The 23,359-nt window shown below is 52.8% G+C and carries 17 protein-coding genes; 7 read left to right on the forward strand and 10 right to left on the reverse strand.

What is annotated here, in order from left to right:
* Positions 1–113: 113 nt before the first annotated feature.
* The gene (locus FE848_RS13170) at positions 114–1,757 is read right to left on the reverse strand and encodes an FMN-binding glutamate synthase family protein (RefSeq protein ID WP_200203784.1); all 1,644 of its coding nucleotides are present in this window, start codon (positions 1,755–1,757) and stop codon (positions 114–116) included.
* Positions 1,758–2,019: 262 nt separating this feature from the next.
* Between FE848_RS13170 and FE848_RS13175 the strand changes: the two genes are divergently transcribed.
* On the forward strand, positions 2,020–3,618 hold the full coding sequence (locus FE848_RS13175; protein ID WP_200203786.1) for a BCCT family transporter: 1,599 nt from the start codon (positions 2,020–2,022) through the stop codon (positions 3,616–3,618).
* Positions 3,619–3,678: 60 nt separating this feature from the next.
* On the opposite strand, the gene FE848_RS13180 is transcribed toward FE848_RS13175, so the two are convergent.
* The 4 genes from FE848_RS13180 to FE848_RS13195 all read right to left on the reverse strand — a co-directional run bounded on the left by FE848_RS13180 (position 3,679) and on the right by FE848_RS13195 (position 7,484).
* On the reverse strand, positions 3,679–4,626 hold the full coding sequence (locus FE848_RS13180) for an alpha-L-glutamate ligase-like protein (protein ID WP_200203788.1): 948 nt from the start codon (positions 4,624–4,626) through the stop codon (positions 3,679–3,681).
* Between the two features lies 1 nt (position 4,627).
* Positions 4,628–6,145: an inactive transglutaminase family protein gene (locus FE848_RS13185; RefSeq protein ID WP_200203791.1), complete on the reverse strand. Its 1,518-nt coding sequence runs from the start codon at positions 6,143–6,145 to the stop codon at positions 4,628–4,630.
* Between the two features lie 2 nt (positions 6,146–6,147).
* Positions 6,148–6,945: an ATP-dependent zinc protease gene (locus FE848_RS13190; RefSeq protein ID WP_227715343.1), complete on the reverse strand. Its 798-nt coding sequence runs from the start codon at positions 6,943–6,945 to the stop codon at positions 6,148–6,150.
* Positions 6,946–7,109: 164 nt separating this feature from the next.
* Complete coding sequence (locus tag FE848_RS13195; protein WP_200203797.1) at positions 7,110–7,484, reverse strand: hypothetical protein; 375 nt, start codon at positions 7,482–7,484, stop codon at positions 7,110–7,112.
* Between the two features lie 284 nt (positions 7,485–7,768).
* Here FE848_RS13195 and rmuC point away from each other — a divergent pair, with 284 nt between their 5' ends.
* Entirely contained in the window at positions 7,769–9,187 is a 1,419-nt protein-coding gene (gene rmuC, locus FE848_RS13200; RefSeq protein ID WP_200203806.1) for a DNA recombination protein RmuC, read from the forward strand.
* A 5-nt stretch (positions 9,188–9,192) separates the two neighbouring features.
* A complete protein-coding gene (locus FE848_RS13205) occupies positions 9,193–10,071 on the forward strand; it encodes a hypothetical protein (protein ID WP_227714791.1) in 879 nt (292 codons plus the stop codon).
* On the opposite strand, the gene FE848_RS13210 is transcribed toward FE848_RS13205, so the two are convergent.
* Positions 10,068–11,093, reverse strand: a complete 1,026-nt coding sequence (locus FE848_RS13210) for an AraC family transcriptional regulator (RefSeq protein ID WP_200203808.1) — start codon at positions 11,091–11,093, stop codon at positions 10,068–10,070. The genes FE848_RS13205 and FE848_RS13210 overlap by 4 nt on opposite strands.
* Before the next feature lie 175 nt (positions 11,094–11,268).
* Between FE848_RS13210 and FE848_RS13215 the strand changes: the two genes are divergently transcribed.
* On the forward strand, positions 11,269–12,393 hold the full coding sequence (locus tag FE848_RS13215; RefSeq protein ID WP_200203811.1) for a CaiB/BaiF CoA transferase family protein: 1,125 nt from the start codon (positions 11,269–11,271) through the stop codon (positions 12,391–12,393).
* A 188-nt stretch (positions 12,394–12,581) separates the two neighbouring features.
* Here the strand turns inward: FE848_RS13215 and FE848_RS13220 are convergent, their stop codons facing one another.
* Entirely contained in the window at positions 12,582–15,782 is a 3,201-nt protein-coding gene (locus FE848_RS13220; protein ID WP_200203813.1) for a hypothetical protein, read from the reverse strand.
* 371 nt (positions 15,783–16,153) lie between these two features.
* Positions 16,154–16,927 (reverse strand): enoyl-CoA hydratase, encoded by a 774-nt coding sequence (locus FE848_RS13225; RefSeq protein ID WP_200203815.1) that lies wholly within the window; start codon positions 16,925–16,927, stop codon positions 16,154–16,156.
* Between the two features lie 188 nt (positions 16,928–17,115).
* Between FE848_RS13225 and FE848_RS13230 the strand changes: the two genes are divergently transcribed.
* Positions 17,116–18,630, forward strand: a complete 1,515-nt coding sequence (locus FE848_RS13230) for a fumarate hydratase (protein WP_200203817.1) — start codon at positions 17,116–17,118, stop codon at positions 18,628–18,630.
* Between the two features lie 79 nt (positions 18,631–18,709).
* Here the strand turns inward: FE848_RS13230 and FE848_RS13235 are convergent, their stop codons facing one another.
* Positions 18,710–20,164, reverse strand: a complete 1,455-nt coding sequence (locus FE848_RS13235) for a protein adenylyltransferase SelO (RefSeq protein WP_200203819.1) — start codon at positions 20,162–20,164, stop codon at positions 18,710–18,712.
* A gap of 71 nt (positions 20,165–20,235) precedes the next feature.
* Here FE848_RS13235 and FE848_RS13240 point away from each other — a divergent pair, with 71 nt between their 5' ends.
* Both FE848_RS13240 and FE848_RS13245 read left to right on the forward strand, forming a co-directional pair.
* Positions 20,236–21,192, forward strand: a complete 957-nt coding sequence (locus FE848_RS13240) for a hypothetical protein (RefSeq protein WP_227715344.1) — start codon at positions 20,236–20,238, stop codon at positions 21,190–21,192.
* A 46-nt stretch (positions 21,193–21,238) separates the two neighbouring features.
* Positions 21,239–22,207: an NAD(P)H-quinone oxidoreductase gene (locus tag FE848_RS13245; protein ID WP_200203821.1), complete on the forward strand. Its 969-nt coding sequence runs from the start codon at positions 21,239–21,241 to the stop codon at positions 22,205–22,207.
* 27 nt (positions 22,208–22,234) lie between these two features.
* On the opposite strand, the gene FE848_RS13250 is transcribed toward FE848_RS13245, so the two are convergent.
* Positions 22,235–23,260, reverse strand: coding sequence for an NADP-dependent oxidoreductase (locus FE848_RS13250; RefSeq protein WP_200203823.1), 1,026 nt, complete (start codon positions 23,258–23,260; stop codon positions 22,235–22,237).
* Positions 23,261–23,359 lie beyond the last annotated feature (99 nt).

Raw genomic sequence — 23,359 nt, forward strand, 5'->3', positions numbered from 1 at the left:
ATGGCGTGTGCCGCGGAGACTTAAAAGAGGAATCTCAGTGGCTTAGCGGGAGCGAAGTCTACACTAGCCCGGGTTGAAAATAAACAGGCATTGTCGAATTCTGGTTCGAATTTTTAGCGTAGCTTGGTTTCTCTGAGTTTTTGGATGAATTCTGGTGGATCAAAGCTTTCTGCCTGTGAATCGGCCCAGTATTTATCGAAGACAGCCATGCCGGTTTTCCCTTCAAGCAGAGCGCCAGGGGCAAGGAAGGGGAATAGGTCGATGTATGAGTGCACTACTGTTTTCGATACCCGGCGAACTATGTGTTCGGGCCCGAGTTCACCAGGATGGCGCAGTCCAGAGGCTTCCAGCATGTTTTGCAGGGCATCCAGGGTGTTCTTGTGAAAGTTGTACACCCGTTGGCTTTTGTCTTCTACATCAAGCTTGCTGCTCCTTCTGGGGTCCTGGGTTGCCACCCCGCTGGGGCAGCGGCCGGTGTGGCAGTTCAGGGCCTGAATGCAGCCAAGCGAAAACATGTAGCCCCTTGCAGAGTTGCACCAGTCGGCGCCGAGGGCCAGAGTACGGGCGATATTAAAGGCCGAGGTGATTTTGCCAGCTGCGCCTATGGATATGTCTTCTCGTAGATTGGTGCCCACCAGCGTGTTGTGTACGAGGAGCAGGGCCTCTGTCATGGGGGTGCCAATGCGATTGATGAACTCCAGTGGTGCTGCACCAGTGCCACCTTCGCCGCCATCAATAACAATAAAGTCGGGTTTACGACCGGTTTCGAGCATGGCTTTTACAATGGCGAACCACTCCCATGGGTGGCCAATGGCCAGTTTGAAACCCACAGGTTTGCCGCCGGACAGATCCCGCAACTGATCCAGAAATTCCAGCAGTTCAATGGGGGTTGAAAATGCCGAGTGCTGTGATGGAGATACACAATCCTCTCCCACAGAAACTCCTCGGGCCTCTGCGATTTCCGGGGTTACCTTGGCGCCAGGAAGAATACCTCCATGGCCGGGTTTTGCACCTTGAGATAGTTTGACCTCTATCATTTTTACCTGGTCGAGCGTCGCATTCTTCCCGAACATTTCAGGGTTGAAGGTTCCGTCTTTGTGTCTGCAGCCGAAGTAGCCGGAGCCGATTTCCCATACCAGATCGCCACCGGGTTGTTTGTGGTAGCGGGAAATAGAGCCTTCGCCGGTGTCGTGGTAAAAGTCGCCCATTTTTGCGCCCGTGTTCAGGCTTAGAATAGCGTTGGCAGAAAGGGCGCCGAAACTCATGGCGGAAATGTTGAAAACACTTGCGCTGTATGGCTTTTCACAGCGTGAGCCAATCAGCACGCGGAAATTACTGTCTGGTATTTTGGTTGGGCGGAGGGAGTGGTTGATCCACTCGAACCCATCTTCGTACATTTTCAGTTGTGAGCCGAATGGCCGCTTGTCCAGCACATTTTTTGCCCGCTGGTAGATGAGTGTGCGCTGGTCCCGTGAGAACGGCTGCTCATCGTTGTCGGACTGGATAAAGTACTGGCGAATCTCGGGCCCTATAGATTCAAACAGGTAACGAAAGTGCACCATGATGGGGTAGTTTCGGCTGATAGTGCGTTTCTTTTGCAGCAAGTCGTAGGTGCCAAGTATCGCCAAAGCGCCGAATATGCCGGGGAAAAGATAACCTGCTTCAAAGTACAGGCTCAGGGAAAGCGAAACAAGAAAGCCTGCAATACTTAAAGCGTAAGCTGAGTACCGCATCGGGAATGTGGTTGTTTTCTCCATGAATTTCTCACTTGGCTCAGTAAATACTGTGAAGAGGGTGCATCAATCGGTTGGTCTTCAGTATATCCATGCGGTCCGTAACTTATAGCCGATTGCATGAGTTTTTTGCTTTCAAGTTCGTTGTTTGGTCTATGCTGAAGGAGTACTAATAGCGCTTTTGATGTTTTGAGCTCAAAACATTAATATGGCGCGCCTGTAACATTTGAATCCAGATTATTACGAATTTTCGATACCAAATTCAAAAATCAGGAGGCGCCATCACGTGGGCGACGTAGTTAAAGACGAGTATCAAACAGATTACGTAGCCGGCCAGGATAATGTAAGACCATTCGGGCTGGATCTGCACGCACCGGTATTTCCTATTACGGCAATACTGGTTGTGCTTTTTGTAGTGGGGACGCTCATGTTCCCGACAGCGGCTAATGAATTGCTGGTTGGCACCAAGGACAGCATCATCGAAAACTTCGATTGGTTCTTTTTGCTGAGCGCCAACGTATTTGTGGTCGTGTGTATTGCATTGATTTTTATGCCAGTAGGTAAAATCCGCCTGGGCGGTATGGATGCCAAGCCGGATTTTTCCACCATTTCCTGGTTCTCAATGCTTTTTGCAGCAGGCATGGGCATTGGCCTGATGTTCTGGGCGGTGGCAGAGCCGGTGGCTTATTACACGGACTGGTTTGGTACACCGTTCGGGGTTGAAGCGAACACGCCTGAGGCGCGCAAACTTGCCATGGGCGGCACCATGTATCACTGGGGTCTTCACCCGTGGGCTGTTTACTCCATTGTTGCGCTTTCTCTGGCATTCTTTGCCTACAACAAGAATATGCCGTTGACCATTCGTTCTGCGTTCTTCCCGCTTTTGAAAGACAGGGTGTGGGGTTGGCCGGGCCATATCATCGACACGCTGGCGGTTGTTGCCACAATTTTCGGCTTGGCGACCTCCCTCGGGTTTGGTGCGCAGCAAGCGGCGTCGGGCCTTAATTACCTGTTTGGTATGGGGTCAGGCATCAACGTTCAAATGGCGATCATTGTTGGTGTAACCGCAGTTGCGCTTTTGTCGGTACTGCGGGGTCTCGATGGCGGGGTTAAGGTGTTGAGTAATATCAACATGGCACTGGCAGGCATTCTTCTGTTCTTTGTTATTTTTGCCGGCCCCACCATGAGCATTCTGGAAAACCTCTGGGCAACATCGTCCAGTTATGTGGGCAACGTAGTGGCTTTCAGCAACCCGTTCGGCCGTGATGATGAAGCCTGGATGCGTGGCTGGACTGTATTCTATTGGGCCTGGTGGATTTCCTGGTCACCATTTGTAGGCATGTTTATCGCCCGGGTTTCCAAGGGCCGGACCGTTCGTGAATTTGTAATGGCAGTTCTTATCATCCCTACGGTTATTACCGCCGTGTGGATGAGCTCCTTTGGTGGTGCAGCGCTTGAACAGATTGATCAGGGCATTGGTGCGCTGGCAGAAGATGGCATCACAGAAGTATCCCTGGCGATGTTCCAGATGTTTGCAAACCTTCCGCTGACTGAGATCCTGTCGTTTGTTGGCATTGTGCTGGTGCTGGTGCTGGTGTTCTTTATCACCTCATCGGATTCTGGCTCGCTGGTTATCGACAGCATCACGGCGGGTGGCAAAACTGACGCACCTACCGCGCAGCGTGTATTTTGGGTGATTATGGAAGGTGCCATTGCAGCGGCACTGATCTTCGGTGGCGGTGCGGATGCGCTGAGCGCTATCCAGGCGTCTGCAGTGAGTGCGGGCCTACCGTTCACCGTGATCCTTCTGATCATGACTTGGGGCTTGCTGAAAGGTCTGGCTCATGAGCGCAAGTTGCTGATTGCACGAGGTGAAATGTCATAGGAAGTGACGCATAAAAAAACGGAGCCTTGGCTCCGTTTTTTTATGTTCGTTGTATTCCGTTCAAAGGCTCGCGAAGTTTTTCATAGCGTAGTTCGCGCGCTCACCGGGTGTGAAGTGAGGACGCTTGAGACGCTCAACAGCGCGCAGCCTGGGTAGCAAGCCGCGGCCGTTGGCCATCTGGATAGCCAAGCCTGGCCGTGCATTCAGTTCTAAAAGCTGTGGGCCATGCTGAGCGTCCACTACAAGGTCAACGCCCATGTAGCCCAACCCTGTTGCCTCGAAGCAGCGTGAAGCCATCTCCAGCATTTCATCCCAAGCTTCAATTTGGATGTTTTCGAGGGGCAAGCCAGTATCGGGGTGCAGTGTAATGGGACGGTTGAATTGCACCGCGTTCAGGCTTTTTCCTGTACCCAGATCCAATCCTACACCCACTGCACCTTGGTGCAGGTTTGCTTTGCCATCCGAGTCGGTTGTGGCAAGGCGTAGCATAGCCATCACCGGGTAGCCCTGGAATACGATTATGCGTATGTCAGGTACGCCTTGGTGTGAATAGCGAGCCAGCGATGGGGCAGATTCCACCAGATCTTCAACAATCGCTACATCCGGTGTACCCGCAAGTGAGTATAGGCCAGCCAGAATGTTGGTCAGGTGCCGCTCAAGTACCGAGGCGCCCACTCGTGCACCAGATGCCTTTACAAAGCTATCTCCGTCCCGGCCAGTGATCACCGTAATGCCTTTGCCGCCAGACCCCTTTGCAGGCTTGATGGCGAAACCTGCAAGCCCTTCCGCCATTTCCCGGAAGCGAGAGATTTCGTGTTGCTGCTTTACAACCTGCAGCAGCTTTGGGGTTTTCACATCATACTCGGCAACAGCCAGCTTCGTTTTGAGCTTGTTGTCCACCAGCGGATATGATGAGCGCTCGTTATAACGGGCAATGTAGGCAACGTTGCGCCGGTTCATGTTAAGCATGCCCAAGCGATTCAGTGCGCGCGGAGAGATCCAGTCCATATCAGTCGTAGACCTTCATTGGAGTAAAGCGTCTGAGCTCGCTGAGCTTGTAGCCGGTGTATTGGCCCATCAATAGAATCAGTCCCAGAATTGTCAGATGCAGTTCAGGGAAGTTGAATGTCAGGTGGCCTGCCAGGGGGGCGCTCATCAACAAGTAGGCGCAAATCGCAACGAAGAGGCTGCCTGAACCCTGAACCAGAACCTCCTGGCCACCTTCTTCCTCCCAGAGAATGGACATGCGCTCAATCGTCCAGGCGATGATGACCATGGGGAAGAAGGTCACGGTCATGCCTGTGTTGAAGCCCATCTGATAACCAAAGATGCTCAGGCCTGCGGTGATGAAAATAACCAGAATTATGAGGGCTGATATCCGTGACACAAGCAATAAGTTCAAGCTCGAAAGATATCCGCGCATTGCCAAGCCAATAGATACGACGGAAAGGAAGGCAACGAGGCCCGGCACCAGTGTAGTTTGAACAAAGGCCACGGCAATCAGCACCGGCATGAACGTGCCCGAGGTACGGATGCCAATGACGATGCGCATGAAGGCCACCACAAGCGCTCCCAATGGCAGAAGCAGAAGCATACGGAACATGCTCTGTTCTTCAATTGGAAGCTCATAAAAACTCAGAAAGCCCAGGCCATTGCCATCGGATTGCATGGCCGCCAGCTGAAGCGCCGGGATGGTTTGCCGGAGTATGGAGAAACTGATTTCGGAATTATCTCCGCCAACAACATCGAGTAAGGATTCGGAACCCTGTCGCCAAAGCAGCAGGTCTTCGGGAACACCCTGAGCGGCGGTTTTCGGGTTCAGGGTGAGCCACCTTTCTCCGTTATATATCTGCAGAAAAGGTGTTAGCTGTTGCCTGCGCCGAGCATCCTCAAGTTTCAGGCCATCGGCCGTGCGAGCAGGAATCCCCGAGTGGTTAAGCATGTCTACCAGTAGCTGCAGATAGTTATCTTCAGACACAAGAAGCGTTGTGTTCTGAACGCGGGTATCTGGCTGCATCAACCGGATCAGTTCGCGGGTCATACTTTCAGGTGTGCTTGAGCGAGCCTCTGCCTGGGCCAGAATTTCACGCACAGCTGTCGCCTGGGGTTCTTCCCAGAACAGTCGGCGGGTTTTTGGTGGTTGGGCGGGGGGAGTTTGCTCTGCGCCCGGGTCGGGTATGAACTGCGCCTTGAAGTACAAGGTTTGCGGGCCAGCAACTTCGCGCTTCGTCCACTCTGCACGCCGGCTACCCGCTTTATCAATAATCGAAAACCCGTAACCTGGCGAGGCAGCTTGCTCGGTCAGAATCCGGAATCCGGGCGGATGCTCAGGCACATTCAAGCTTGCTACGATTGGTTGATTTGATCCATTAAAGTCTACCCGGGCCTCAACCATCCAGACTGGGTGCTGTTCCCCGGTGAGCCAAGGAATTCCCAGTTCAACGTTGCGCCAAATGGCAAGTGAGATACCCGCAGTAATCAGCAGGAAGACAGCAATATAGAATGGCAGGCGGGAGGGGCTAGTCACGATTATTTCCCGTTGTCGTTATCTGTGCGAATGGAGTCAGGCAGTTCCGTTACGTACTCCTTGCCAACATCAATCAGCATGACATCCCGGAGAACGTTGCGGCCAATGAGTGCCTGGTACGTGAGGTTGCTCCGGTCTGAAAGCGTAAACTCTGCTACCTGTTGATGGTCACCAATGGAGAATTGTAGTTCTACTACTACGCGCCTTTCTGCGCCATCTGCACTGGCCTGAATTACTTTTACGCGCCGGGAAATCTCTTTCTCAAGGGTAACGAAATCTTTTGTGCCGGGAACTGGAACATCAAAACGCACCCAGTTGCTGCCGTCGCGTTCGAAACGGGTAATATTGCGAGCATCAATGGAGGACGTTTCAGCACCGCTATCAATGCGGGCTTTGTAGATCAGCCCGGGGCCGGCCAGATAAAAGTTCTCTACTTCGCCAACGATTACTTTCCCTTTAAGTCTGTCAGCCCGGCCTTTCGATCTATCGGTAGCGGGGCAGGCTTTCTGCGCAGGGATGGGGGGGCAAGAAGGCTTCGCAACTTGCGTTGCAATGGCATCCAGCACCTTTTGTGTTGCGACTTCGTTCTGTTCCAGAATCTTGTCGTGGCGAATCGTTGCGTTGTTTTCCATAGTGACCAGTGTCGCGCGCTGGGTCTGAACTGATGTGTTGAGATCGCCAAGATCGGATTTTGGCACCATGAAATACCTGTCTGCCGAGCAACCCGTCAGCAGAGCAGTGCCTGCTAAAACCACAACGGATAACGTCGATAGACCAGCTCGCAATTGTTTGGAACGCATTAAAAACCCCTGAGCCGGTTGCCGGTCACACCTGGAATAGAATGGGTGTAACAGTCATAAAAAAGATTAACGGAGAATATCCGGGGCAGGAGTATACAACAACCGACGTGTGTATTTGTTTTACAGTTGGTTAAGACGGATTCGCTATCTGCTCTGGCTGCTGCTTAGCGGAACAGAAAGTGGCTGGTGCCCAGAACCTCATCGGAACGTAAATATTCCTGAATCACCGGTGAGCAGTTGAGGTAAAAAAGAAGCAGCTCCTTTTGAATGTCCTGATCCTGAATCCGCGCGGCAAACACAATTAAATCGCGAATAGCATCGTCAGAGGCGGCATCCGACGTTTCGGGGCTCTTGCCATACCGGTTCTTGAGCAGGAGCGTGAGTCGTTCAAGGTGGAACTCGCCAGTGTGGGTAATGTGAGGCAGTAATCTGAAATCGCCTGAACCATAAAAATGAGGATCGCCTTCTCCGCACTCATTATAAGGGCTGTCGGTCTGTCGGAAATCAGCGCCCAGCTTTCGCCAGAGTTCTTTCAGCATGATAAAGGATCCAGTTTGGTTCGGTGTCGGCCCAATAAGCAGTTAACAAAGTGTAATCCGCCAGTTTTGGGCGACATATACTCTTTTAGTGGATATTACGGTGCGCGTCCATAGTCGGATTCGAGCGCATTACCAAATTGCCAAACAGTCGTGATGTACGCCGTGCATATGCCTCATGGCAAAGACTGCCGGCGAAAAGGTTATTGCGTTCCTATAGAATGTAGTGCGTGGGTAAGCTCACGTTAATCCGAACAAATACTGAACCAACCAGAGGAGCTTTACCTGTGCCCGAGGCCGTAAGTGAGTTTGCAGTATCCCGGCCAGAGATGTTGGTTGTATTGGTTACTCTGTTGTTTGCAACTCTGGTTGTTATTGTTGGGCTCATGGCAAAGGCAAGAGCGGAAAGCAAGGCGGCTGGCCTGCAATCTGATGTGGCGGCCCACAGCCGGAGAATTGAAGAGCTTTCAGAAGAACGCCAAAGCCAGCAGTTGAAAATTGACTCCCTCCGGAGTGAGTTGGGTGAGGCCCGAGCTTTACTGCGAGAGCAGCAGGTTGTGCTGAAAGAGGAGCGGCGGTCTGCTACCGAGAAGCTTGCGTTGCTGGAACGCAATCGGGATGCGCTGAAACAGGAGTTTGAAAATCTTGCCAACCGGATTTTTGAGCAGAAGAGTGAGCGTTTCACTCAGCAAACCCGCACAAGTATTGATTCCCTGCTCAACCCGTTTCGGGATCAGTTGCAGGACTTTCGGAAGCGGGTAGAAGATGTCTACACCACCGAAACCCGGGATCGACAAGCGCTTCGCAGCGAAATTAAATCGCTTCAGGACCTTAATCGCCAGATTACTGAAGAAGCTGCCAACCTTACACGGGCGCTTAAGGGCGACAAAAAAATCCAGGGCAACTGGGGAGAGTTGATTCTGGAGCGGGTTCTGGAAAAATCCGGGCTGCGTAAAGGTATTGAGTACGACACCCAGGGTAGTTACCGGGATGCTGAAAACCAGTTGCTTCGGCCAGATGTGGTGGTGCATCTTCCGGATAGCCGAAATCTGGTGATTGATTCCAAAGTGTCACTGGTGGCCTATCAAACATGGGCCACGGAAGAAGATGACAGTGCGCGAGAAGAGGCGCTTAAGGAGCACGTGGCTGCCGTGCGGAACCATATTCGCACTCTGAGTGCAAAAGACTACAGCCAATTAGGTGGCCTGCACTCGCCGGACTTTGTTTTTCTTTTTATGCCCATAGAACCGGCTTTTGTGGCAGCTTTTCAGCAGGACGAGAACCTTTTCTCAGAAGCCTTCGAGCGAAAGATTATTGTAGTCACACCAACAACGCTGTTGGCGACCCTGCGCACGGTTGAAAATATTTGGCGGTACGAACGCCAGAGCCAGAATGCCCGTTTGATAGCGGAGCGCGCAGGCGCTGTTTATGACAAACTCAGAGTATTCGTAGAAGCCATGGAACGCTTGGGCGGGCAACTGCATACTGCCCAGGTTACCTACGACTCGGCGATGAACACACTCACCAGAGGCCGTGGAAACCTTGTTTCCCAAGCCAACAGGTTTGTGGAGCTTGGCGTGCGGGTGAAAAAAGAACTGCCGAAGGCTGTCATGGATCAGGCCGAGGTGGATTTTGAGCAGAACGTGCCCCGCGAAGAGCCGGGTTCGGAAAATCAGGCAATCGGTGCAGATAACGATCAGGAGTAAGTACCATGGCAGTACGTTTTGGGAACAGCCGTTTACCCGCCTTGGCATTAAAAGGCCGGCAGCTGGCCAAAGTGGCAATTATTGCTTCGGCCTTGCTGGCAGGGCAGGCTGCCGCACTGGCACCGGAGCATGAAACCCGTCGCTTGATGCTGGCGACTGAAGAAGCAGTGGCCGCAGAAAACTGGGCTGAGGCGAGTGAGTATCTTAATCGCTTGCAGCTGCTGGATGCAGAAAAGCCCGCCGATTACTTCTACTACCGTGGCAGGGTAATGCTTCAGTCTTCGCACCTCAATGAGGCGCAAGCCGCACTCGAGGGCTATGTCACCAAAGCCGGAGCTGACGGTAGTCATTACCAAAGCGCCTTGAAACTGATTACCGATATTGAGCGGGCGCGGAAAGAGAAAGCTCTTACCCCTCAGATTGAAGGTGAGGCTAAAGTTGCGGTGATTGAGCCGGCAGGAGATAAGCGCCTTGAGTCTCTGCGCAAATTGTATCTGGCCGATACGGACCGCGAAGCTCTGGTATTGCACCTCAATAGCCTTTTTGGGGTTGCTGGATGGCGGCAGGACCAGGCAATTGTGCGACTTGATCGGCCAGCGGATATTGAATATCGCCTGAGCGTTAGCGGTGATGCAATCGCCTATCAGGAAATCAGGCGCAATAGCTCTGGCGGCGCCACACGGATAGCCGGCCAGATTCCCGTGTATGGGGTAAACCCTCAGGTCGAGTGGCGGTGCGACACGGCCTTGGCGACCTGTTGGGTGTACGATCCACGAGATGGCTCCCGCTTGTTCCAGCTTTCACCGAATCGCAGCCAGGCAGAAGAGATTGCCCAGACTCTGGGGCGACTGATTCGTAACCTGCAGGCCCCCTCCGGCTCCTAGCTTTCGGTTTTGAGGTTACCCCGCTCGCCTTCACGATAGGCACCCGGGGTAACCCCTGTCCATTTCTTGAAAGCCCGGTGAAATGTTGAGGGCTCTGTGAACCCGACTTTTTCTGCAATATCGTTAATAGACAATTCCTGCCGGCTTAAATAGTAAATTGCCATATCCCTACGCAGTAAATCCTTGATCTCCTGAAACGATGTGTTTTCCTGCTTCAGTCTGCGACGCAATGTTTGCGGGCTGGTATGCAGTTCGCTGGCAATCCATTCGAAATCGGGCAGGGGCTTTGAAAAGTCCCGACCAATGAGTGCCCTGATTTTTCCGGTAAATGTATTGCTCTCATCTGGGCGAGATAACAGATCTGCTGGTGACGTTTTCAGGAATTGCAGGATTTCCGGTTTATCCCTGATCACCGGTGCCGACAGAAAACGTTTATCAAACGTGAGGGCGGTGGAGTCGGAATCAAACTCGAGGGGACAATGGAAAATATGACGGTATTCATCGCCATGAGCGGGCCGTGGGTAATTAAACTCGGCTTTTTCCAGCTCTACCGGTTGGCCTACCAGCCAGCTGCCCAATCGATGCCAGATAACCAGAATGCTCTCGCGCAGAAAATAGTCGGGGTCGTGAATCTCGCCTTCAATGCGTGACACCAGTCGCACTTTTTGACCACCGGCTTCCAGCTCCATTGTGGCCATGGGATCAAATAGCCGGGAAAACTGATACGCGCGGCGATAAACTGCCCCAAGCGTAGGGCAGTCGATAACCAGCGCACACATGGTAGCAAAGGTGCCGGCTCGGGCTCGCCGTGGCCCCATGCCCAGAAACTCATCATCCATGCGGTACCAGGCAATCTGTAGCAGCGAACTGAATTGATCGCTATTGACCCGAGCCATCTCAATGCGCAAAAGATCAGGTGATATGCCTGCATCCCGAAGCATCTCCCCGGTATCAAGCCCCAAACGCTCAGCGCCAGACAGGGCAGCCTGCACAAAGTGCCGTGAAACTGTCAGATCAGACATTAATTTCGCCATTCCATAAAAACCAGACCCATCATAAAACCCCCAAGCCACAATGCAACCGAAGCCATTGTAAGAATTGGCTAATTGTAATGGCGTAACCGGCGGTTGGCCCTTATGGCAAAACCGGGCAGCATGGGGAAAGCACGAACAACCTATCACAAACAAGGAGAACACTATGGCAGGTCCGTTGACCTCGATGAAAATTCTGGACTTCAGCACGCTGCTGCCCGGGCCATACGCCACCATGCTTTTAGCAGACATGGGCGCAGAAGTATTGAGAGTAGAAGCGCCAGACAGGGTTGATCTTACGCGAGTGATGCCGCCCCACGATGCGGGCGTAAGCACCGCCCACGCATTTCTAAATCGGGGCAAACAGTCACTGGCGCTCAACCTGAAAAAAGAAGGCAGCAAAGAAAAGATTCTGGAACTGGTGAAGGATTACGACATAGTGATCGAACAGTTCCGCCCCGGCGTTATGGACCGGTTGGGTATTGGTTACGAAACCCTGAAAGCCATCAATCCCAAGCTTATATACTGCGCCATCACCGGCTACGGCCAGACTGGCCCATATAAAGACCGGGCAGGGCACGACATAAATTACCTCTCCATAGCCGGCGTGAGCAGCCATTGCGGCCGCGAAGAAGGCGGCCCCCCACCTATGGGTATCCAGATTGCCGACGTGGCTGGCGGCTCTCACCACGCAGTGATGGGCATACTCGCCGCAGTGATCCATCGCCAGCAAACCGGAGAAGGGCAGTTTGTTGATATCAGCATGACCGACGCCGCCTTCGCACTCAACGGCATGGCCGGTGCCGCTAACCTGGCTGGCGGCCAGGAGCAGAAGCCCGAGGGCGCCATGCTCAACGGTGGCTCTTTCTATGATTACTACAAAACCCAGGACGGCCGCTGGCTATCTGTTGGAAGCCTGGAGCCACAGTTCTCTGCAAGGCTGTGCGACATTCTTGAGCTGGCAGAGATGAAAAGCTTTGCCCTGAGCCAGAACCCGGAGCACCAGGTAAAGTTTAAAGCTGCACTGAGTGAAAAGATTCTGCAGAAAACGCTGGAGCAATGGCAGGCCATTTTTGCCGATGTGGATGCTTGTGTGGAGCCAGTGTTGAGTATTGCTGAGGCGGCTGAACATCCTCAGTTAAAAGCCAGGGATATGGTGATTGGCGTTGATCGGGGCGATGGCACACTGCAGCGGCAGATTGGGTTTCCGATTAAGTTTGAGAAGACTAAGGTGCAAGCAGCAAGGAGTATAGGAAAGCCGCTGGGCTCTGATGACGATAAATTTATGTGAACGAGTTGCTGTCTGCCCTGAGTTCTTCGTAGCAGAAGTGCGTAGCTTGGGCTACCTGCTGTTCACAGCAAATGAAGTGTCCTACTTTGCTTAATCGACTTAGTCGTATCTGGGTTGTTTGGACTTGAGGCAGGCGGAAAGAAAAATGCCTCGGCTAGGCCGAGGCATTTAATTTCAACCCTGAACTCTTAGGGTGTTGGTGTTGGGTTAACAATTGATACTGACGTATCGGGGCGCGGAGGTGTTGCTGTGGCATCCCCAGTATCAACAACAACCGCAGTGCCGCCTGTTCCTACCAAGCTGAGCGTCTGAGCCGCCATTTGACCAAAGGTGGCTTTAGCAATTGCCTCGGACCCGGCTACATCATCACCGTTCGCATCTTTACGAGCTCTCGGAAGCACGGGTGTTGAGTGCTGGGCCAATTCGTTGTAGCGAACGAAGGCAGGTAGCGTCACCGGCGTTGTAGCAGTGGACAGCACATCTTGAGCACCAGTGAGCAGATCTAACGGTTCAGATCCAGACAGCGGTGACATTGAGGAGTGCATCTCTACTTGAATAACTTGGCCGCCAAGCTTGCCTGGGAAAATCCCGTCAAGGTTGTTCATACCATCGTTAATCGTTGTGTTGTCATTATTAATCTGAGAGAACACTACGTTTTGAAGATCGTCAGTGAAGTTCACAGGATCTACAGAGTCGATGGCATGCTGCAGCACATTGAAGTAGGTTTGAAGCCCTGAATCGTTCTGTGTAAGACCGGTCTGAGCTGTCAAGCCTGCAATAATTGTAGGGCCGAAGGCAGGAGAGTTCTCAAGCATCCGGACAACACCGCCTGTTGGGGTAAGAAGATTCGCAGCTTTGACCTTCAAATCCTTCCGGCCAGCATTGCCCTCAGCGGCGGCATTTGTGGATGCTACGAAAGCAGCCCCATTAATGGTGCCGAGAGAGTGACCAACGAAGTAAACGTTGCTTTCATCAAATGCGGGAGCAATATCACCGATTGAAGCGCGGACCGTCATCAGATCAACACTACCTTGGCGCAGGTTGTCGCGAGAGCCAAGGAAGTTGGTCAGGTTGATGAACAGATCTCCAGAAGCACCAGCGGCTGCATCGGCATTAAAGTTCATTTTAATGATTTGATTGAAATCATTTTTTCCGAAGCCAAAGTGCCGTTCTGTAGCGCCGTTTGTTGCTATACCTTGCGCAGTGGATGTAGGGGCAAGCCCTGGGATCGTGCTTCCCGCATTTGCTACTGTACTCTCTAGACTGATAGCTGCCAGTAAAGAGGGTTTTGCAGTTGGTGCTTGAGCATCAAGAACACCGCTTAGGACAGTTTCAATGGCTCCATTTAACTGATCCAAATTATTTGGATCCGATATGCCCAGGCTGGGAGGGGTAGATGTCGGGGCTGCGTCCAAGGCCTGCTGGATTTGAAGCACTGCGCCGTACTTAAATGTTCCATTAATCACTGCAGTGACGTTTTCGGCTGAGTACTTGTTTGCAGCTTTTAGTAAAGTTTCAGCAAGATCTTCTTGCTCGGCATTGCTGAAGGGCCCTACGCCATGAAGTGGCTGGTCGATTGCAATAACCGCAACACCTTGAGCTGCAAGAACGCTACCGAATGCCAGCGCTGCACTACGATCGGTAGTGATGCCGTGCTGGAAAATGACAACCGGAAGGTTAAGTGCTTCGACTGTTGGGTCTACTACCACAGTACCTCCACCAACAGTAGCCGGGTACATTACCAGCATTGGAACTTCTACATCCGCATGCTTTTTCGGGAACGGGAAGTTGGCGTTAAGCACCTCACTCTTGCCAGCGCCTTGGGGGATAACTAGCCCTGCATCTTTAAAGGCTGTATTTAGAGCGGCAGCAAGCTGCGTATCTGCTTTCCAGAAGCCAGTGTTAATTGGGCTTCCATCAGCTGAAGTTGGCGCTTCCAAGTAGTAGGGAAGTTTGATTGTGCCTTGAGCGACCTTAACATTTGCAGAACCAGGAATGCTGCTGAGTATTGCTGATACTGCTTGCGCTGGTTTGGCCGTGCCGAAATCGATCGCGATATCAGACTTTTTTGGCTCTGGGAACGTAAGGCCTTTGGCGGCAAGCCCGCCTTTCAGCAGAACGCCAACGCATTCGAACTTGTCATCAACCGCTAAATAAGTTGGAGGGGGGCTAACTATAAATGGAGTTTCATCACATGATCCCAAGTCAGGGTCTACGCTGCTAGGTTTAAAGGTCGCTAAAGCTCCATTTACAGCTGCGACAATTTCAGCGCTGCCAAATCCGCCAAGAATTGCAGGCATCTGAGCTTTGTATATGTCGTAGAAAGGCTGGAAGTCGTCTTTCTTCACGAAGCCGTCTTTATTGATATCCCAGGTGCCTGCTGTCATGACTGGTGCGCTTTTCACACCGGCCTCATTCAATAGCAAGAAGTGCGCACCGCGTGCTTTTTTCGCTGCAGTAGTTGTAACCGACAGCCGGAGTTGATCTTCAATCCATTGAGCTGGGTTGGCGATGTACTGCAGTACCTTCTTGTCATTAGAGGTAGTGAAACTGTATGTCAATGCAAGGTTGTCGCGAGAAAGTTCTGGAAGGTTATTGGCAGCCCTGGCTTGATTTAGTGATACACCAAAGGCAGGAATGGTTGTTGATAGTGCGTCTTCAGCCACTTTCTCCCAAAAACTGTTGATCAACGATCGAACTCTATCCACGCTTGGCCCTAGGACAATTGTGTCATCTTTCAGTCGCGTGTAGGCGGGCGATGAGACAATAGGTTCACCGGAAGCGTCCTCTATTTCATTGGTAAGAATGACAACATATCTTCTGTTTGGTTTTAGCGGCTCTACCGGAGTGATGCGCAGGAAAGATTCACCGTTGAAGTCTTTAGGTTCGACAAAGAAATTGTTAAATGGAGCTCCTGCGGAGGGGAGTTCAGATGCGCTTAACCCGCGAAGTGGATCACCGCTTGCATAATCCAGCTCTATTAGGAAAACGTTTTGTTGAACAGCCTCTGCAGGGTTAGACGACGGGCCTTTTACGTTTGAAATCGCGCCAGAAAATTTGATGTCAATTGGAGCGACTGTCGAAGCACCGCTAAGCCCGTTCAGGGCAGTAGTAACAGGAGGCTTGCTATCAGCAACAGAGAACGAGCCATCGCCAGCTTCAGAGTCATATATCAAGTCGTTAGGAATTGGTAGAGCTGAGGCGGAAGGGTATGGGTCAAAAACCGGCCAGGTTTTTCCTTCAAACTGAGCCATGAACTCAGTCGTGAATGTATCCTGACTGATCGGATAATCCGGATTAGCATTCGCCCCTTCGTCACCGCCACTAAGGCAGCCTGTTAGCCCAAGGGAAGACGCCACGGCAAGACTTATTAGAGTTTTCTTGAACATGGGTGGAACCTTTTCCTGTTGTTGTATCGTTATGTTCGGCAACTAACGGGGCCGGTCTGAAGCGGTAAACCCGATGTCAGTGGCCTGTTCTGCATAAACGGTTGTCTGAAATTGTAGCCAGCGCTTTAAGCCAATTTCTATATCTATGACTATAGCGACACTAAAGCGCGTGTTGATCAGCCAAAAGTGTGATTCTTGCTGTTTGAATCCTCCTCGCACAACCTCTTTAAACTCTCCTTGGAAGGAAACTTGGCCTTTATGAAAAATAGATGGCTGTACGACGTTTGTCGAGCCCAAGCTGACGATATCCGGGGGTTTTTACAAAATGTAGCAAATGCCCGCCAGAGCAAGACAACTGGCGGGCGAGAGGATTATTTAAAACGTGAGAAATCCGGTTTGCGCTTTTGCATGAAGGCTCCGAAGGCTTCTGCAGCTTCTGGTGATTTCAGGCGAGCTGAAAACAGTTCACCTTCGGCCAGCATGGTTGCCTCAAGTTCCTGTTGGATGGGCTTGTTGAGAAGCATTTTCGTTGCCCGAATGGCAGCTGGTGCCTGGTTGACGAGCTTTTCACAAGTTTCCAGCGCGGCTTTCTCGGTGTCGGAGGGATCGCACACTCTATTAATCAGTCCCAGCCGATAGGCGTCTTCCGCGGTGAAGGCTCCGCCCAGCATCAATAGCTCGGCTGCCCGTACCCGGCCGACCCAGGAAGGAAGTAAAAGGCTTGAGCCACCCTCAGGGCACAGGCCCAGGTTTGCAAAGGGCATCTGGAAGCGAGCGTTAGTGCCTGCGAAGACGAAATCGCAATGCAAAAGCATAGTGGTGCCAATGCCTACGGCTGGGCCATTTACAGATGCCACGACTGGCTTTGTGGCTTTGGCCAGCAACATCAGGAACCGGCCTACAGGCGTTTCTCTGAAGCTGCCTTTCAATCCGCTGGCGAAATCACTGAGGTCGTTGCCGGCGGTAAAACAGTCTTCACTGCCAGTAAATAGTACGCAGCGAATGCCGTCATCGGATTCGGCTTGCTCAAGCGCATCGCCCAGTGTCGTGTACATGGCGTGAGTAAGAGCGTTTTTGCGCTCCGGGCGGTTAATGCGAACAGTCAAAATCTTGTTGTTGATTTCGGATTGAACAAAGTCTGTCACTGTCTCTCCTGGGGTGCTTCCTGAAGTGGTTTTTGTCATTTGGTTAGGATGATACCTTTTTTCAGGTGATTGTTAAGATAAAAGGCTTTGCCTTTTGCCCAATCCCTCGCGCTCGCGAATTTCTGGTAAACTATGCCTCCTGTTTTTTGACGATCCGATCATAACGATACCAACCTGATGAGGCGCCTATGACCACCGTAATCCGCCAGGATGACCTGATTGAAAGCGTAGCGGACGCGCTGCAGTTCATTTCTTACTATCACCCGAAAGATTTTATTGACGCGGTGCATGAGGCTTACCAGAAGGAGGAGTCCCAGGCGGCCAAGGATGCCATGGCGCAAATTCTGATTAACTCGCGCATGTGTGCTCAGGGGCATCGCCCGCTGTGCCAGGACACCGGCATTGTGACCGTGTTCGTCAATATCGGCATGAATGTTCAGTGGGACTGCGAGATGCCACTGGACGATGTAATCAACGAAGGCGTGCGCCGCGCCTATGCCAATCCGGACAACGTACTGCGTGCGTCGATTCTTGCGGATCCGGATGGCAAGCGTGAGAACACTGGCGACAACACCCCAGCAATTATTCACTGCAAAATGGTGCCGGGTAACACGGTTGAAATCCACGTGGCAGCCAAGGGTGGCGGTTCTGAAGCCAAGTCCAAATTTGCCATGCTGAATCCGTCCGATTCCGTGGTGGATTGGGTTCTTAAGATGGTGCCGCAAATGGGTGCCGGTTGGTGTCCGCCTGGAATGTTGGGCATAGGCATTGGTGGTACGGCTGAGAAGGCCATGCAGCTGGCAAAGGAATCACTGCTGGACCCCATCGATATTCACGATCTGCAGGCACGTGGTGCGTCCAATCGCGCTGAGGAACTGCGCCTGGAGCTGTTCGACAAGGTGAACGACCTTGGTATTGGTGCCCAGGGCCTGGGTGGCCTGACAACCGTGTTGGATGTGAAGGTTAAAGATTACCCAACCCACGCAGCAAACAAGCCGGTTGCGATTATTCCGAACTGTGCGGCTACGCGCCACGCGCACTTCACTCTGGATGGCACTGGCCCGGCTCTGCAAACACCGCCGAGCCTGGAAGACTGGCCCGAAATCACCTGGGAAGTGGGTGAGGGCGTGCGCCGGGTGAATCTGAACACCATCACGCCGGAAGAAGTAAAAGAGTGGCAGCCGGGTGAAACCGTTCTGTTGTCTGGCAAGATGCTGACCGGTCGCGACGCAGCCCACAAAAAGATGGTGGATATGATCAACGCTGGCGAAGAGCTGCCGGTGGATCTGAAAGGCCGCTTCATCTATTACGTGGGCCCGGTTGATCCTGTACGTGAAGAAGTGGTTGGTCCTGCAGGCCCCACTACGGCTACTCGTATGGATAAGTTTACTCACACCATGCTGGAGAAGACCGGTCTCACCGGCATGATTGGTAAAGCCGAGCGTGGCCAGGTAGCTATCGACGCCATTAAAGAATTTGGCGCGGTGTACCTGATGGCTGTGGGTGGCTCTGCTTACCTGGTTTCCAAGGCCATCAAGCACGCCGAGGTGGTTGCCTTCCCTGAGTTGGGTATGGAAGCCATTTATGAGTTTGATGTGGAAGACATGCCGGTAACCGTGGCGGTGGATTCCAAGGGTACGTCGGTTCACCAGACTGGCCCGGTGGAGTGGCAAGAGAAGATTATTGCTGCGAAATCCGTCTGAAGCTAGTTAGCTGAGTTATAAAGCCGAGGGTCAGGTTGCAACATCTGGCCCTCGGTTCTCCCTTCCTGTTTCCTCGCCGTTAACTCGAACAACTGATGTTTATGTGCTTGCCCCAGTCTGGCGGCAGCGCAGCGTACTTTTCATAGCCCGGCTGTTCGTCGAACGGCTTTTCCAGAACCTTGAGCAATGCCTTCATGGGTTCAAAATCACCATTCTGAGCCTCCAGAATCACTTTTTGAGCCAGATAGTTTCGCAAAATGTATTTTGGATTCACTCTGCGCATCTCGAAATCCCGTTCATCCCGTGCGCGGGTTTCTTTCTCAAGTCGTTTCTCATAACGTGCAAGCCACTCATCCGCCACCTGGCGATCCACAAACAAATTCCGTAAGGGCGCATGGCCGTGGTCATAAAGGTTGGACAGTGCGCGGAAGAAAGCCGTGTAGTCGACATGGTGTTCGTTGAGCATGCTGAAGGTGTCCATTACCAGGCTGAGATCGTTTTCGTCCTCCTGCACCAGACCAAGCTTGTCCCGCATGTTCTGCAGGAAGCGCCCGTTGTAGGCGGCTTCATACCGCTGTAATCCTTTGCGGATGGTGTCCTCGTCCATTACTGGCAAGAGGGCGTTGGCAAGGTACTGGCAGTTGGCAAAGCCTACCTGAGGCTGGCGGTTAAAGGCGTAGCGGCCGCCCTGGTCCGTGTGATTGCTGATGTAGCCAGCATCAAAATCGTCCAGAAAAGCGAAGGGCCCGTAATCGAAGGTGTCGCCAATAATCGACATGTTGTCGCTGTTCATCACGCCATGGCAGAAGCCTATTGCTTGCCAGTCTGCGATTAGCCTTGCAGTACGCTCCACCACTTCTTCAAACCAGCGTGCATGGCGTTCTTCCTCGGGTAATTGAATCAGGTGTGGGAAGTGCAGTGATATGACGTGTTCCAAAAGGGTTTTTACCGCTTCTGGGCCTTCGTGGTGGGCCGCAAACTCGAAGTGGCCAAACCGTATGTGGGTCTGGGCGACTCGCACCAGTGCGGCAGCGGTTTCGATGGATTCTCTGCGAATCGGGTCCCGGGCGCTGACCATAAACAGGGCGCGGGTGGTTGGGATTCCAAGCCCATGCATGGCTTCGCTGCACAGGTATTCGCGAATGGTCGAGCGCAAAACCGCTCGGCCATCGCCAAAGCGGGAGTAGGGAGTTGTCCCTGCGCCTTTCAGATGCCAGTCCCATCGGCGGTTATCGGGCCCGACGGTTTCCCATAACAGCAGGCCGCGGCCATCGCCCAGTTCCGGATTGTACGTGCCAAACTGGTGGCCGGTATATTTCATAGCCACCGGGTCCATGCCTTCAAGCAGCTCGGCACCGCCACCGATGTTTGCCCAGTCGGCTTCGTTGGAAACGTGGAAGCCCATTTCCTGCGCCAGCTTGTGGTTGAAGCACGCCATTTTTGCGTCTTTGAGTGGAGTGGGCTGAACGCGGGTGTAGAAGCTGTCTGGGAGTCCCAGGTAGCGATGCTCTACACGAAAACTATTGCTGCTCATAAAAGGCCTATACTCCAAATCGATAAGAATACTTGCAAACTACCAACTAACACCGGGAATCAGTTCTGCTTGTGAATGCGCTCGAAAATACCATCGCCACGTTAATAGACCAGGAAGGTCTACCCAAAAGCTACGCCAACACGGTGCAGCAGATCATTGTGCCCCTGGTGCATTATGTCTCGCAGCTCCATAAGTCGGCGCAACGAACGCTTGTTGTAGGCATTCATGGTGCGCAGGGAACGGGCAAATCTACCCTCGCGCTGTTCATGAGGGAGCTGCTCTCAAAACACTGGAGCTGCCCTACAGCCAGCTTCTCTCTTGATGACATCTACCTTACCAGAGCAGAGCGCCGGGAGCTTGCCGAGCAAGTGCACCCATTGCTCCTGACCCGTGGGGTGCCGGGTACACACGATATTGAGCTTGGCCAGCGGGTGATAGATCAGCTCCGCTCAGCCCAACCGGGGGATGAAACGGCCATCCCTGCGTTCGATAAATCAATAGATGACAGGGCACCAGCAGATGATTGGCCAGTATTCAAAGGCAGACCGGCTGTCATCTTGCTGGAAGGCTGGTGCGTGGGTGCCCCCGCACAAAGCACGGAGGCACTTATAGCTCCGGTGAATCTATTAGAAGCGCAAGAAGACACGGAAGGAGTATGGCGCGACTACGTGAACCAATGCCTGAGCACCACTTATAAGGAGTTCTTCAGTCAGCTGGATAGCCTGATTATGCTTAAAGCGCCTTCCATGGAAAGCGTTCTGGAATGGCGCACCTTACAGGAAAACAAGCTGGCAGAGCGAATCAGAACCGCAGCTGTTTCTGCTGACAAGTCGCGACCGTTGCGGGTAATGAGCAGTGATGAAGTTGCACGGTTTATTATGCACTATGAACGGATAACCCGAGCATCCCTTGCGGAAATGCCCGCGAGGGCGGATGTGGTGATAGACGTATCGGAATCTCATTCCCTTAGCTTCAAAGTCGAACCACCCATCCACATGGGGTATCCTGACAAGAGACGCGATTCATAGCTGGATATTCAATAGCTGGACACCCAAGAGTGCCGAGATTCGATACATGATGAAAGCAATCAAGATAGTCGGTGATTCCCTGGTGTGGGAAGACTATGCGAGCTCCGAAGAGCTGCCTGCAAACCACGTAGAAATCGATGTTGTCTGGACGGCCGTTAACCGGGCTGATTTGTCTCAGCGAGCGGGCGTTTATCCTCCACCTCCCGGAGCATCGGAAATTCTCGGGTTGGAAGTCAGCGGCCGTATTGCAGCCATCGGCGAAGCCGTAACGGGCTTTGGAGTGGGCGATGAAGTGTGCGCGCTTCTGACCGGGGGAGGCTACGCAACCAAGGTTGTGGTTCCTGCTGCTCAGGTGTTGCCCATACCCAAGGGGTATTCGTTGCAAAAAGCCGCAGCGCTTCCGGAAGTGTTTGCGACAGCTTGGTTGAATCTATATCAGGAAGCCGACCTTAGGCCCGGTGAGCGTGTGTTGCTGCACGCGGCAGGAAGTGGCCTGGGTACTACGGTTATTCAGATAGCCACAGCGTTTGGTAATCCGGTATTTGCCACTGCAGGTGACGACGACAAGCTGGAAGTGTGCCGCAAGCTGGGTGCAACGGGCACCTGGAACCGCAAGAACGGATCGTTTGTGGATGCGGTGAAAAGCTGGGGCGGCGTAGATATGGTGTTGGACCCGGTTGGTGGTGGCTACATTAAGGACGATCAGAAGGTTCTGAGTGCCGATGGCCGAATTGTTCTGATCGGTCTTCTGGGAGGGCGCTTTGCGGACGTCGACCTGGGCCTCATGCTGATGAAACGCCACAAGCTGATCGGCTCGACCCTGCGTTCCCGTTCAGTCGCGGATAAGGAGCGAGTAATGCAGGATTTGTATCGCCATGTTTGGCCATTGCTGGTTGCCGGGCAGATTGAACCTGTGATCGACAGTGCCTGGCCCATTGAGCAGGTTGAAAGCGCCATGGCCCACGTGGAAGCCAACAAAAACACCGGGAAGGTGCTCCTACAAATAGGAGAGTAGCCCTCCCGGTGTTAAGCGCCAGTGACTTTAATCGGCGATGTGCACCAGCTGCTTGCCGAAGTTCTTACCCTTCAGCATGCCTTTGAAGGCCTCAACGGCGTTTTCGAGGCCTTCAGCAACCGTTTCGCGGTACTTCAGCTGGCCTGCGGCAATGCGGCTGGTGAGGATATCGGTAATTTCCTGGTGCTGATCCTGCCACTCGGTTACCAGGAAGAAACGGTGCTCTGGAACCGGGTCGAGGCGCTTGAGAATATCAAACGGCGTTTCTACCTTATCGGTGCTCTTGGCGTTGTAAGCCGATACGAAACCGCAAATGGGCACCCGCGCACCTTGGTTCAACAGCGGCGCAACGGCTCTGGTTACGTCACCACCTACGTTTTCATAATAAATATCGATACCGTTTGGGCAGGCGGCTTTCAAATCGGCTTCCAGATTGCCTGCTTTGTAGTCCACGCAGGCATCAAAGCCCAACTCGTCTACCACATAGCTGCACTTCTCTGGCCCACCTGCCACACCCACCACGCGGCAGCCCGCAAGTTTTGCAGTTTGGCCAACCACTGTTCCTACCGGGCCGGAAGCTGCGGAAACTACCACCGTTTCGCCGGATTTTGGCTTGCCCAAGTAGGTTAAGCCGCAGTAGCCAGTACGGCCTGGCATGCCTGCCACACCGAGATAGGTTTGCAGTGGAACGCCTTCTTTTTGATCGATTTTGTACACCATCGGCGCATCTGCAGGGAAGGTGACATATTCCTGCCAGCCGGAATAGCAGGTAATCACATCACCTACTTTGAGCTTGTCTGACCGGGACTCAACAATCCGCGCCACGCTTTCGCCCACAATGGGGTCGTCTATCGCAATGGGATCCATATAGCCTTTCGCATCGTTCATACGTGGGCGCATGTACGGGTCCAGCGAAAGCCATAGCACCTGTGCAACCACTTCGCCCTCTTCGGGCATACGCACTGGGCGCTCTTCTATTGCCAGATCGCCCTCCTGAATTTCGCCGTTGGGACGCTGCTTCAGCACAATGGCGCGATTTTGGTATTGGCTCATGGTGTTTCTCCTTGCTGTGGTGGGGTACGCCGCCAAGTTTGAGATATGCAGTAGCTATTTTGCTACTTAGGTTGCGTAACGAAACCAGATTAGGGTGGC

It is taken from the genome of Marinobacter sp. 1-3A (assembly GCF_016597775.1).
Lineage (GTDB): Bacteria > Pseudomonadota > Gammaproteobacteria > Pseudomonadales > Oleiphilaceae > Marinobacter > Marinobacter xiaoshiensis.